Source organism: Endozoicomonas sp. ALD040 (assembly GCF_049275945.1).
Lineage (GTDB): Bacteria > Pseudomonadota > Gammaproteobacteria > Pseudomonadales > Endozoicomonadaceae > Endozoicomonas_A.
In genome coordinates, this window is record NZ_CP184829.1 from 3773119 (window position 1) to 3787691 (window position 14573).

The 14573-nt window shown below is 45.4% G+C and carries 7 protein-coding genes; all 7 read right to left on the reverse strand.

What is annotated here, in order from left to right; translation table 11 throughout:
- Positions 1-18 precede the first annotated feature (18 nt).
- The 7 genes from ACOJUN_RS13720 to ACOJUN_RS13750 all read right to left on the reverse strand — a co-directional run bounded on the left by ACOJUN_RS13720 (position 19) and on the right by ACOJUN_RS13750 (position 14483).
- A complete protein-coding gene (locus ACOJUN_RS13720) occupies positions 19-1995 on the reverse strand; it encodes a WD40 repeat domain-containing protein (RefSeq protein WP_422132504.1) in 1977 nt (658 codons plus the stop codon).
- Positions 1996-2169: 174 nt separating this feature from the next.
- Complete coding sequence (locus tag ACOJUN_RS13725; RefSeq protein WP_422132505.1) at positions 2170-4098, reverse strand: F-box/WD repeat-containing protein; 1929 nt, start codon at positions 4096-4098, stop codon at positions 2170-2172.
- 332 nt (positions 4099-4430) lie between these two features.
- Complete coding sequence (locus ACOJUN_RS13730; RefSeq protein ID WP_422132506.1) at positions 4431-6347, reverse strand: F-box/WD repeat-containing protein; 1917 nt, start codon at positions 6345-6347, stop codon at positions 4431-4433.
- 117 nt (positions 6348-6464) lie between these two features.
- Positions 6465-8417 carry an F-box/WD repeat-containing protein gene (locus ACOJUN_RS13735; RefSeq protein ID WP_422132507.1) on the reverse strand — a complete coding sequence of 651 codons (1953 nt, stop codon included), beginning with the start codon at positions 8415-8417 and terminating at the stop codon, positions 6465-6467.
- A 152-nt stretch (positions 8418-8569) separates the two neighbouring features.
- Positions 8570-10240, reverse strand: a complete 1671-nt coding sequence (locus tag ACOJUN_RS13740) for an F-box/WD repeat-containing protein (protein ID WP_422132508.1) — start codon at positions 10238-10240, stop codon at positions 8570-8572.
- Positions 10241-10500: 260 nt separating this feature from the next.
- The gene (locus ACOJUN_RS13745) at positions 10501-12414 is read right to left on the reverse strand and encodes an F-box/WD repeat-containing protein (protein WP_422132509.1); all 1914 of its coding nucleotides are present in this window, start codon (positions 12412-12414) and stop codon (positions 10501-10503) included.
- 146 nt (positions 12415-12560) lie between these two features.
- Positions 12561-14483: a hypothetical protein gene (locus ACOJUN_RS13750; protein ID WP_422132510.1), complete on the reverse strand. Its 1923-nt coding sequence runs from the start codon at positions 14481-14483 to the stop codon at positions 12561-12563.
- Positions 14484-14573 lie beyond the last annotated feature (90 nt).

Below are 14573 nucleotides of genomic sequence, written 5' to 3' on the forward strand. Positions count from 1 at the left end.
CTGGGCCAGTAACAGCAATCATTCATTCATACTTAGTTCAGTGATTCTCGCCTTGCCCATGCCATGGATGGTCAACAAATGGTCATCGGCGCTGAGGGTGGCTGATCGGATAATATCAGGATCGGAAATGCTGGCTTTTTCTTCCCATGATCCATCGCTGTTCTGACCAAAAATTTTCACTGTTCCAGCGAAACTGACAGTGACCAAATGGCGGCCATCGACACTAAAGGTTGCTAATGTAATAAAACTATCATGGGAGATGATGGCTTTTACTCTCCATGATCCATCGATCTTCAGGCCATAGATTTTCATCATGAGATCATTACTGCAGGTGATGACATGACGGCTATCGGGGCTGAATTTGGCAAAGTAGACATTTCTGTTATGGGAAATGATGGCTTTTTCTTCCCATGATCCATCGTCCTTCTCGCCATAGATTTTCGCTTTGTGATCTAAATTGGCGGTCACCAGATGGCGGCTATCGGCGCTGAATTTGGCTGAGCACTCTCTTAGGTAACCGGAAATTGATTTAAGAAACTCCCAGGCTGATGTACCCGCTGAGCAGTTACTCAGGTAATCGGAAATGGTGGCTTTTTCTTTCCATGATCCGTTTTTATCCTGGCCAGAGATTATCGCCTTGTCATCGTCACTGGAGGTCATTAAACAGCGACTATCGGGACTGAATTTGACTGACTTGACCTTTCCATTATGGGAAATGATGGCTTCTTCTTCCCATGATCCATCGGCATCCAGTCTATAGATCTTTGCACTGCCATTATCTCTGGTGATCACCACATGGCCACTATCGGAGCTGAAGGTGACTGAGGCAAAATGGGAAACAATGGCCTTTTCCAGCCATGACCCATCGTCTGTCTGGCCATAGATTTTCGCTTTCCTATCCAGACTGGCGGTCACCACATAACGGCTATCGGGGCTGAAGGTGGCTGTGTAGACATTGTCATCATGGGGAATGATGGCTTTTTCTGCCCATGACCCATCGTCACTCTGGCCATAGATTTTTGCCCTTTGATCCAGACTGGTAGTTACTACATGGCGACCATCTTTGCTGAAGGTGGCAAAATTGACCTCATCATCATGAGAAATAGTAGCTTTTTCTTCCCATGATCGTTCGTCCTTCTTGCCATAGATTTTCGCTTTGCCGTCGTTACTGTAGGTCAACACATGGCGGCTATCGGGGCTGAAGGTGGCTGACTTGACCCTCAGATCATGGGAAATAGTGGCTTTTTCTTCCCATGATTGTTCGTCCTTCTTGCCATAAATTTTCGCCTTGCCATCCATACCAGCGGTCACTACATAGCGGCTATTGGCACTGAAGGTGACTGATCTGACCTGCTCATCATGGGAGATAGTGCCTTTTGCTACCCATGATTCATCGCTCTCCTGACCATAGATTTTACAGGTTCTGGAGTCAAAGGCGATCACCAGGTGGCGTCCATCGGCGCTGAAGGAAGCTAAGTCCTTTAAAGTATTACAGGGGATGGTGGCTTTAGTCTCTAATTTAAATGCTTTACATTGACACATCAGTTTAGTGAGAGTGGAAAAGAACAAAGCAGGGAAGTGAATACTTGCCTGGCGATCCATGATGGACTTGATTAATGCTTCATCCTTTGTGAAACGCTGCAACCATTTCTGGAGTTCATCTTTATCTTTTGTCGCGACAATTGTCTCTAGACGAGTCTGGTGTGATGAAGCCAACTGGCGATACCACGCCCTTGCCATGGCATCATCATTTTTGAGCCTGTTGTTAATGGATGAATTTGCCCGTGTTAACTGGGCAATATCACGAGCCCGCAAATAAGTAAAAATTTTGGATTGTATATCCTCGTGTAAATCGAGCAATAATGAAAACTCATGCTTGTCACGTTCAATGACGTTCTTGCCCATAGTGGTTCCACTTGGTGTATCTGATGGTGATTGACCCGGTGCAGATGAGCGTGGAGTAATATTGCAGGAGCTGCTATTTGAGCAATCCATAGTTCCTTTTCCATGGTTGTTATTTATCCCTGGTTGGCAAGGATATTCATAATTGATTCTGCAGCTTAGAGTCGGTTTTAGTAAGAAAGTTCACAATAATCTTTAGCGCAACAGGGAGTTAGAAAGTTCGATTGGTACGGCTGGACCAGTAACAGCAATCAATCAATCAATCATTCATTCATTCATATTTAGTTCAGTGATTCTCGCCTTGTCCGTGTCATGGGTGGTCAACAAACGGTCATCGGCGCTGAGGATGGCTGATTCGATATGACCAGAATGTGAACTGGTGGCTTTTTCTTCCCATGATCCATCGCTGTTCTGACCATAAATGTTCACTGTTCCATCGCGACCGACAGTGACCACATAGCGGCCATCAACACTAAAGGTTGCTAAGCTAATACCCTTATCATGGGAGATGATGGCTTTTTCTTGCCATGATCCATCGATCTTCAGGCCATGGATTTTCACCGTTAAATCTTCACTGCAGGTGATGGCATGACGGCAATCGGGGCTGAATGTGGCATAGTAGACAATTTTGCTATGGGAAATGATGGCTTCTTCTTCCCATGATCCATCGTCCTTCTTGCCATAGATTTTCGCTTTGTAATTTAAACTGGCGATCACCAGATGGCGGCTATCGGCGCTGAATTTGGCTGAGCAGTCACTCAGGTAATCGGAAATGATGGCTTTTTCTTGCCATGATCCGTCTTTATCCTGGCCAGAGATTATCGCCTCGCCATCGTCACTGGAGGTTATTAAACAGCAACTATCGGGGCTGAATGTGGCTGAGTTGACCTCTGCGGTGTGGGGAATGATGGCTGTTTCCTCCCATGATCCATCGGCATCCAGGCTATAGATTTTTGCACTGCCATTTCTTCTGGTGCTTCTGGTCATCACCATATGGCGACTATCGGAGCTGAAGGTGACTAAGTCAAAATGGGAAATAATGGCTCTTTCCAGCCATGACCCGTCGTTCTTCTTACCATAGATTTTCGCTTTTCCACGCATGCTGGTGGTCACCACATGGCGGCTATCGGGGCTGAATTTGGCTGTACAGAGAATGCCATCATGTTGAATGATGGCTTTTTCTGCCCATGACCCATCGTCCATTTGGCCATAGATTTTCGCCCTGTGATCTTCACTGGCGGTCAGAACATAGCGACCATCTTTGCTGAAGGTGGCAAAATGGACCTCATCATCATGAGAAATAGTGGCTTTTTCTTCCCATGATCGTTCGTCCTTCTTGCCATAGATTTTCGCTTTGCCGTCGCTATTACCGTAGGTCAACACATGGCAGCTATCGGGGCTGAAGGTGGCTGAGCAGACCCAGTATCTGTGGCAAATAGTGGCTTTTTCTTCCCATGATCGTTCGTCCTTCTTGCCATAAATTTTCGCCTTGCCATCCATGCCAGCGGTCACTACATAGCGGCTATTGGCACTGAAGGTGACAAATCTGACTTGTCTGTCATGGGAGATAGTGCCTTTTGCTACCCACGATTCATCGCTCTCCTTGCCATAGATTTTACAGGTTCTGGAGTCACAGGCGATCACCAGGTGGCGTCCATCGGCGCTGAAGGCAGCTAAGTCCTCTAAAGTGTTACAGGGGATGCTGGCTTTAGTCTCTAATTTAAATGTTTTACATTGACACGTCAGTTTAGTGAGAGTGGAAAAGAACAAAGCGGGAAAGTGAATACTTTCCTGGCGGTCCATGATTGACTTGATTAATGCTTCATCCTTTGTAAAACGCTTTAACCATTTCTGGAGTTCATCTTTATCTTTTGTAGCGACGATTCTCTTTAGACGAGTCTGGTGTGATGAAGGCAGCCGACGATACCATGCCCTTGCCATGGCATCATCATTTTCGAGCCTGTTGTTAATGGATGAATTTACCCGTCTTAAATGGGCAATATCACGAGCCTGCAAATAAGTAAAAATTTTGGATTGAATATCCTCGGGTAAATAGAGCAATAATGAAAACTCATGCTTGTCACGTTCAATGACGTTCTTGCCCATAGTGTTACCACTTGGTGTATCTGATGATGATTGAACAGGTGTTGATGGGCGTGGAGTAATATTGCAGGAGCTGCTATTTGAGCAATCCATAGTTCCTTTTCCATGGTTGTTATTTATCCCTGGTTGGCACGGATATTCAAAATTGATTCTGCAGCTTAGAGTCGGTTTTAGTAGGAAAGTTCACAATAAGTACCTAACCAGTTGGTTTCGCATATTCTGGACGGCGGCTTTTTCCACCCTTCTGCGTTCCAACTCTGGTTGCGTAGCTATGGCTACGCGCCCGTCGTTGCGCCTTGAAGGATGAAAAAATCCACTCGCCAGAATATGCGAAACCAACTGGCCAGGTACTTAACAACACGCTTCGTTTAGGAACGAGTTGTAATTATGCGACAACTTCTAACCACAGGATTGACAGCAAACAATCAGTCATCAATCCGTAGTTCAGTGATTTTCGCTGTGTTATCGCCATGGATGGTCAACACATGGCCATTGATGCTGAAGGTGGCTGATACGAGTCCACCAGGATGGGAGCTGGTGGCTTTTTCTCCCCATGATCCATCGCTGTTCTGACCATAAATTTTCACTGTTCTATCGAAACTGGCAGTGACCACATGGCGGCCATCGAGACTAAAGGTGGCTAATCTAATATCGTCATCATTGGAGATGATGGCTTTTTCTTTCCATGATCCATTGATCGTCAGGCCATGGATTTTCACCGTGTTATCTATACCGCAGGTGATGACATGACGGCTATCGGGGCTGAATGTGGCATAGTAAACACCCATGTTATGGGAAATGATGGCTTTTTCTTCCCATGATCCATCGTCCTTCTCGCCATAGATTTTCGCTTTGCCATCTAAACTGGCGGTCACCACATGGCGGCTATCGGCGCTGAATTTGGCTGACCAGATGCTATTGTCATGGGTAATGACGGCTTTTTCTTTCCATGATCCGTCTTTATCCTGGCCAGAGATTATCACCTTGACATTGTCAGTGAAGATCATTAAATAGCGACTATCGGGGCTGAATTTGTCTAAGTTAACCTTTCCATTGTGGGGAATGATGGCTTTTTCTTCCCATGATCCATCGGCATCCAGTCTATAGATTTTTGCACTGCCATTTTTTCTGGTGATCAACACATGGCTACTATCGGAGCTGAATTGGACTGAGACAAAATGGGGAATAATGGCTTTTTCCAACCATGACCCGTCGTTCTTCTTGCCATAGATTTTCGCTTTGCTATCCAGGCTGGTGGTTATCACATAGTGGCTATCGGGGCTGAAGGTGGCTGTGTAGACAGTGTCATCATGTGGAATGATGGCTTTCTCTGCCCATGACCCATCGTCACTCTGGCCATAGATTTTTGCCCTGTGATCGCGACCGGTGGTTACTACACAGCGACCATCTTTGCTGAAGGTGGCAAAATGGACCTCATCATCATGGGAAATAGTGGCTTTTTCTTCCCATGAACGTTCGTCCTTCTTGCCATAGATTTTCGCTTTGCCGTCGTCACTGTAGGTCAACACATGGCGGCTATCGGGGCTGAAGGTGGCTGATTTGACCCGCTGATCATGGGAAATAGTGGCTTTTTCTTCCCATGATTGTTCGTCCTTCTTGCCATAAATTTTCGCCTTGCCATCCATGCCAGCGGTCACTATATAGCGGCTATTGGCGCTGAAGGTGACTGATCTGACTTTCTCATCATGGGAGATAGTGCCTTTTGGCAGCCATGATTCATTGCTCTCCTGATCATAGATTTTACAGGTTTTAGAGTCACAGGCGATCACCAGGTGGCGTCCATCGGCGCTGAAGGAAGCTAAGTCCTTTAAAGTATTACAGGGGATGGTGGCTTTAGTCTCTAATTGAAATGCTTTACATTGACACATCAGTTTAGTGAGAGTGGAAAAGAATAAAGCAGGAAAGTGAATACTTTCCTGGCGGTCCATGATTGAATTGATTAATGCTTCATCCTTTGTAAAACGCTTTAACCATTTCTGGAGTTCATCTTTATCTTTTGTAGCGACAATTGTCTCTAGACGAGTCCGGTGTGATGGAGCCAACTGGCGATACCACGCCCTTGCCATTGCATCATCATTTTCGAGCCTGTTGTTAATGGATGAATTTACCCGTCTTAAATGGGCAATATCACGAGCCTGCAAATAAGTAAAAATTTTGGATTGTATATCCTCGGGTAAATCGAGCAATAATGAAAACTCTTTCTTGTCATGCGCAATGACTTCCCTGCCTGCGTTGGTTCCACTTGGTGTATCTGATGGAGGTTGGTCTGTTGTTGATGAGCGTGGAGTAATATTGCAGGAGCTGCTATTTGAGCAATGCATAGTTCGTTTTCCATGGTTGATATTTATCCCTGGTTAGCAAGGATATTCAAAATTGAGTCTGCAGCTTAGAGTCTGTTTTAGTAGGAAAGTTCACAATAAGTTATTGAGAGTCATGAATCAAAAGAGGCGACACATAATAGCCTGAAACAGGGAGTATTCATTCATTCCTAGTTCAGTGATTATCGCCGTGCACGCGCTATGGGTGGTCAACAAACGGTCATCGGTGCAGAGGATGGCTGATCCGACAAAACCAGGATGGGAACTGGTGGCTTTTTCTTCCCATGATCCATCGCTATTTTGACCATAAATGTTCACTGTTCCATCGTAACCGACAGTGACCACATAGCGGCCATCGGCACTAAAGGTTGCTAAGCTAATACCCTTATCATGGGAGATGATGGCTTTTTCTCTCCATGATCCATCAATCTTCAGGCCATGGATTTTCACCGTTAAATCTTCACTGCAGGTGATGGCATGACGGCAATCCGGGCTGAATTCGGCAAAGTAGACACTTTTGCTATGGGAAATGATGGCTTTTTCTTCCCATGATCCATCGTCCTTCTTGCCATAGATTTTCGCTTTGTAATTTAAACTGGCGATCACCAGATGGCGGCTATCGGCGCTGAATTTGGCTGAGCAGTCACTCAGGTAATCGGAGATGCTGGCTTTTTCTTGCCATGATCCGTCTTTATCCTGGCCAGAGATTATCACCTTGCCATCGTCACTGGAGGTTATTAAACAGCGATTATCGAGGCTGAATTTGACTGAGTTGACCTCTGCATTGTGGGAAATGATGGCTTTTTCTTGCCATGATCCATCAGCATCAAGTCTATAGATTTTTGCACTGCCATTTCTTCTGGTGATCACCACATGGCGACTATCGGAGCTGAATTGGACTGAGACAAAATGGGGAATAATGGCTTTTTCCAGCCATGCCCCGTTGTTCTTCTTGCCATAGATTTTCGCTTTGCTATCCAGGCTGGTGGTTATCACATAGTGGCTATCGGGGCTGAAGGTGGCTGTGTAGACAGTGTCATCATGTGGAATGATGGCTTTCTCTGCCCATGACCCATCGTCACTCTGGCCATAGATTTTTGCCCTGTGATCGCAACTGGTGGTTACTACACAGCGACCATCTTTGCTGAAGGTGGCAAAATGGACCTCATCATTATGGGAAATAGTGGCTTTTTCTTCCCATGAACGTTCGTCCTTCTTGCCATAGATTCTCGCTTTGCCGTCGTCACTGTAGGTCAACACATGGCGGCTATCGGGGCTGAAGGTGGCTGAGCGGACCCAGTGACTGTGGCAAATAGTGGCTTTTTCTTCCCATGATCGTTCGTCCTTCTTGCCATAAATTTTCGCCTTGCCATCCATGCCAGCGGTCACTACATAGCGGCTATTGGCACTGAAGGTGACAAATCTGACTTGTCTGTCATGGGAGATAGTGCCTTTTGCTACCCACGATTCATCGCTCTCCTTGCCATAGATTTTACAGGTTCTGGAGTCACAGGCGATCACCAGGTGGCGTCCATCGGCGCTGAAGGCAGCTAAGTCCTCTAAAGTGTTACAGGGGATGCTGGCTTTAGTCTCTAATTTAAATGTTTTACATTGACACGTCAGTTTAGTGAGAGTGGAAAAGAACAAAGCAGGAAAGTGAATACTTTCCTGGCGGTCCATGATTGACTTGATTAATGCTTCATCCTTTGTAAAACGCTTTAACCATTTCTGGAGTTCATCTTTATCTTTTGTAGCGACAATTGTCTCTAGACGAGTCCGGTGTGATGGAGCCAACTGGCGATACCACGCCCTTGCCATGGCATCATCATTTTCGAGCCTGTTGTTAATGGATGAATTTACCCGTCTTAAATGGGCAATATCACGAGCCTGCAAATAAGTAAAAATTTTGGATTGTATATCCTCGGGTAAATCGAGCAATAATGAAAACTCATTCTTGTCACGTACAATAACGTTCTTGCCCGTAATGGTACCTCTTGGTGTATCTGATGGAGATTGACCTGGTGTTGATGGGCGTGGAGTAATATTGCAGAAGCTGCTATTTGAGCAATCCATAGTTCCTTTTCCATGGTTGTTATTTATCCCTGGTTGGCAAGGATATTCAAAATTGATTCTGCAGCTTAGAGTTGGTTTTAGTCTGAAAGTTCACACTATTGATGTATGCGTAACCAATAAGAAAACAGGGCTTTGATCCGCGAAATATTCATTCATTCATCCACCCATCCATCCATCTTTAGTTCCGTGATTTTCGCCGTGTTATCGGTATGGATGGTCAACACATGGCCATCGGCGCTGAAGATGGCTGACCTGATCCTGCAACCATGGGAAATGGTGGCTTTTTTTTGCCATGATCCATCACTTACCTGACCATAAATTTCCGATGTTTTTTCGTCACTGGCAGTGACCACATGGCGGCCATCAAAGCTAAAGACTGCTGATCTGATTCCCAAACCGTGGGAAATGGCCGTTTTTTCTTGCCATGATCCATCGTCCTTCAGGCCGTTGATTTTCACCTTTCTATCATAACTGCAGGTCATCACATGGCGGCTATCGACACTAAAGGCTGTTGATCTAATTTCCAAATAGTGGGAAATGGTCTTTTTTTGTTTCCATGATACATCGTCCTTCTGGCTATAGATTTTCGCTTTGCCAGGGAAACAGGAGGTGATTAGATGGCGGCTATCGGGGCTGAAGGTAGCTGAATTGAACTGATCATCATTAGAAGTGGTGGCTTGTCTTTTCCACGATCCATCGTCCTTCTGGCCATAGATTTTCACCCTGCCATCACAGGTGCAGGTCATCATACGTCGGCTATCGGGGCTGAAGGTGGCTGATCTGATGCTATACCCATGGTATTTGCTGGCTTTTTCTTTCCATGATCCATCGGCCTCCAGACCATAGATTTTCGTCTTACAATCTTCACTGCAGGTCACCACATGGCAGCTATCGGGGCTGAAGGTGGCTGACCGGACCCAATCATTATGACAGAGAGTGGCTTTTTCTTCCCATGAACCACCGGCCTCCAGGCCATAGATTTTCACCTTGTTATTGGTACTTCGGTTCAATACATGGCAGCCATCGGCGCTGATCTTGGCTGAGTATAAGGAGTTGTCTCGGGAAATAGTCGCTTCTTCCCATGATCGTTCGTCCTTCTTACCATAAATTTTCGTCTTGCACTTTCTACTGGTTGTCACTACGTAACGGTCATCGGCACTAAAGGTGATCGATTCGACAGCGGAATCATGGCAGATAGTGCCTTTTGCTTGCCATGTTCCATCGCTCTCCCGACCATAGATTTTAAAGATTTTGGAGTCACAGGCGATCACCAGGTGGCGGCCATCGGCGCTGAAGGCAGCTAAGTCCTTTGAACTGCTACAGGGGATGCTGGCTTTAGTCTCTAATTTAAATGTTTTACATTGACACATCAGTTTAGTGAGAGTGGAAAAGAACAAAGCAGGGAAGTGAATACTTGCCTGGCGATCCATGATGGACTTGATTAATGCCTCATCTTTTGTAAAACGCTGCAACCATTTCCGGAGTTCATCTTTATCTTTTGTAGCGACGATTGTCTTTAGACAAGTCTGGTTTGATGAAGCCAACTGGCGATACCATGCCCTTGCCATGGCATCATCATTTTTGAGCCTGTTGTTAATGCATGAATTTGCCCGTGCTAAATGGGCAATATCACGAGCCTGCAAATAAGTAAAAATTTTGGATTGTATATCCTCGGGTAAATCGAGCAATAATGAAAACTCATTCTTGTCACGTTCAATGACTTCCCTGCCTGCATAGGTACCACTTGGCGGCCCTGTTTGAGATTGCTCTGCTGTTGATGAGCGTAGAGTAATATTGCAGGAGCTGCTATTTGAGCAATGCATAGTTCCTTTTCCATGGTTGTTATTTATCCCTGTTTGGCAAGGATATTGAAAATTGATTCTGCAGCTTAGAGTCGGTTTTAGTAGGAAAGTTCACAATATTGATGTAAGCGTAACCAATAATAAGTAACTGGTTAGGTGCTTAAAACAGGACTTTGATCCAGGAAATTGTTGAAGTCGTGGCCGGTTTTCCGGTGCGTTCGAACTATCATGCCTGGCAGGTGTTGCAGAATAATAATGTGAGGCTGGGCTGGTAACAGCAATCATTCATTCAAACTTAGTTCAGTGATGCTCGCCGTTGCGTTGTGGATGGTCAACAAATGGTCATCAGTGCTGAGGGTGGCTGATTGGATAACACCAAGATGGGAAATGGTAGCTTTTTCTTTCCATGATCCATCGCTGTTCTGGCCAAAAATTTTCACTGTTCCAACGTAACTGACAGTGACCACATGGCGGCCATCGACAGTGAAGGTTGCTAATGTAATAACCCTTCGATGGGAGATGATGGCTTTTTCTCTCCATGATCCATCAATCTCCAAGCCATGGATTTTCACCGTGTAATCAGGACTGCAGGTGATGAGATGACGGCTATCGGGGCTGAATGTGGCAGAGTAGACACTTTCTTTATGGGAAATGCTGGCTTTCTCTTCCCATGGTCCATCGTCCTTTTTGCCATAGATTTTCGCTATGCCATCTAAACTGGCGGTCATCACATGTCGGCTATCGGCGCTGAATTTGGCTGAACAGACACTTAGGTAATGGGAAATAGTAGCCTTTTCTTTCCATGATCCGTCTTTATCCTGGCCATAGATTATCGCCTTGCCATCGTCACTGGTGGTCATTAAATAGCGACTATCGGGGCTGAATGTGGCTGAGTTGACCTCTCCATTGTGGGAAATGATGGCTTTTTCTTTCCATGATCCATCGGCATCAAGTCTATGGATTTTTGCACTGCCATTTCTTCTGGTGGTCACCAAATGGCGATTATCGGAGCTGAAGATGGCTGAGACAAAATGGGAAATAATGGCTTTTTCTTCCCATGATCCATCGTCCTTCTTGCCATAAATTTTCGCAGTGTCATTTCCACAGACGGATACCACATAGCGGCCATCGGTGCTGAAGTTGGCTGATTTGGCCCAGTCATCGTGGGAAATAGTGGCTTCTTCTTGCCATGATCGTTCGTCTTTCCTGCCATAGATCTTCGACTTGCCGTCTGCACTGGCGGTTACTACATAGTGACTATCGATGCTGAAGGTGGCTAAGTAGATCTCTTCGTTATGGGAAATGATGGCTTCTACTTCCCATGAACCATCGTCCGTCAGGCCATAGATTTTCGCCTTGGCGTCGTTACTGCAGGTCAACACATGGCGGCTATCGGGGCTGAAGGTGGCTGAGCGGACCCAGCGATTATGGGAAATAGTGGCTTTTTCTTCCCATGATCGATTGTCTTTCTTGCCATAAATTTTCGCCTCGCCATCCATACCAGCGGTCACTACATAGTGGCTATTGGCACTGAAGGTGACTGATCTGACATAGTTATTATGGGAGATAGTGCCTTTTGCTACCCATGATCCATCGCTCTCCTGGCCATAGATTGTGCAGGTTTTGGGAACACAGGAGATCACCAGGTGGCGTCCATCGGCGCTGAAGGCAGCATAGTGCTTTGAACTTTCACAGGGGATGGTGGCTTTAGTCTCTAATTTAAATGCTTTACATTGATACATCCGTTTAATGAGAGTGGAAAAGAACAAAGCAGGAAAGTGAATACTTGCCTGGCGGTTCATGATTGACTTGATTAATGCCTCATCCTTTGTAAAACGCTGCAACCATTTCTGGAGTTCATCTTTATCTTTTGTCGCGACAATAGTCTCTAGACGAGTCTGGTGTGATGAAGCCAACCGGCGATACCACGCCCTTGCCATGGCATCATCATTTTTGAGCCTGTTGTTAATGGATGAATTTACCTGTGTTAACTGGGCAATATCACGAACCTGCAAATAAGTAAAAATTCTGGATTGTATATCCTCGGGTAAATCGAGCAATAATGAAAACTCATTCTTGTCACGTTCAATGACTTCCCTACCTGCATAGGTAGCACTTGGCGGCTCTGTTTGAGATTGCTCTGGTTTTGATGAAAGTCGATCATCAATACAGGAATTGTTATTTATGCAATCCATTGTTTGTTATTCCATTGTTGTTATTTATCCCTGGTTGGCGAGGATATTCAAAATTGATTCTGCAGCTTAGAGTCGGTTTTAGTAGGAAAGTTCACAATAATCTTTAGCGCAACAGGGAGTTAGAAAGTTCGATTGGTATGGCTGGGCTAGTAACGGCAATCATTCATACTTAGTTCAGTGATGTTCGCCGTGTCCGTGCCATGGATGGTCAACAAATGGTCATCGGCGCTAAGGGTGGCTGATCGGATAGTACCAGGATGGGAAATACTGGCTTTTTCTTCCCATGATCCATCGCTGTTCTGACCATAAATGTTCACTGTCCCTTCGAGACTGACAGTGACCACATGGCGGCCATCGGCACTAAAGGTTGCTATTGTAATGCCCCTATCATAGGAAATGTTGGCTTTTTCTCTCCATGATCCATCGATCTCCAGGCCATGGATTTTTACCGTTAAATCTTCACTGCAGCTGATGGCATGGCGGCAATCGGGGCTGAATGAGACATAGTAGACACTTTCGTTATGGGAAATGATAGCTTTTTCTTCCCATGATCCATCGTCCTTCTTACCATAGATTTTCGCTTTGAAATCTAGACTGGCGGTCACCAGATGGTGGCTATCGGCGCTGAATTTGGCTGAGCAGTCACTCAGGTAATCGGAAATGATGGCTTTTTCTTGCCATGATCCGTCTTCATCCTGGCCAGAGATTATCGCCTTGCCATCGTCACTGGAGGTTATTAAACAGCGACTATCGGGGCTGAATGTGACTGAATTGACCTCTGCATTGTGGGAAATGATGGCTTTTTCTTGCCATGATCCATCGGCATCCAGTCTACAGATTTTTGCACTGCCATTTCTTCTGGTGATCACCACATGGCAACTATCGGAGCTGAAAGTGACTGAGACACAATGGGAAATAATGGCTTTTTCCAGCCATGACCCATCGTTCTTCTTATCATAGATTTTCGCTTTGCTGCCCAGGCCTTCAGTCACCACATAGCGGCTATCGGGGCTAAAGGTGGCTGAGTAAATGTCATCATGTGGAATGACGGCTTTTTCTGCCCATGACCCATCGTCACTCTGGCCATAGATTTTTGCACTGTGATCCCAACTGGTGGTTACTACATAGCGACCATCTTTGCTGAAGGTGGCAAAATCGACCCAATTATCATGGGAAATAGTGGCTTTTTCTTCCCATGATCGTTCGTCCTTCTTGCCGTAGATTTTTGCTTTGCCGTCGTTACTGTAGGTCAACACATGGCGGCTATCGGGGCTGAAGGTGGCTGAGCGGACCCAGTAACTGTGGGAAATAGTGGCTTTTTCTTCCCATGATTGTTCGTCCTTCTTGCCATAAATTTTCGCCTTGCCATCCATGCCAGCGGTCACTACATAGTGGCTATTGGCACTGAAGGTGACAAATTTGACTTGCCTATCATGGGAGATAGTGCCTTTTGCTACCCATGATTCATCGCTCTGCTGGCCATAGATTTTACAGGTTTCAGAGTCAAAGGCGATCACCAGGTGGCGTCCATCGGCGCTGAAGGAAGCTAAGTCCTCTGAACTATGGCAGGGGATGGTGGCTTTAGTCTCTAATTTAAATGCTTTACATTGACACATCAGTTTAGTGAGATTGGAAAAGAACAAAGCAGGAAAATAAAAACACGCCTGACGATCCATGATTGACTTGATTAATGCCTTATCCTTTGTAAATCGGCTCAACCAATTCTCGAGTTGATCTTTATTTTTTGCAGTGAGGATTATTCCCGTAATGGCCTGGCGTGATGAAGCAATCTGGCGATACCACGCCCTTATCATTGATGCATCTTTTTTAAGCGTGTTGTAAATGCATGAATTCACCTGTGTTAAACGGGCAATATCACGAGTCTGCAAATAGCTATAAATTTTGGATTGTATTTCAATGGGTAAATCAAGCAATAATGAGAGCTCATTCTTGTCACGAACAAATACCTCCCTGCGCGTGCTGATTCCAATTTGTGTCCCTGATTGAGATTGAACGGGTGTTGTTGCAAGTGCATCACTAATACCAGAATTACTCTTTATGCAATCCATAACTCGTTTTCCATTGTTATTGTTTATCCCGCAAGGATATTTAAAATTGATTCCGCAGCCTAGGAGCCTGTCGGACTTAAGACTGTCCTA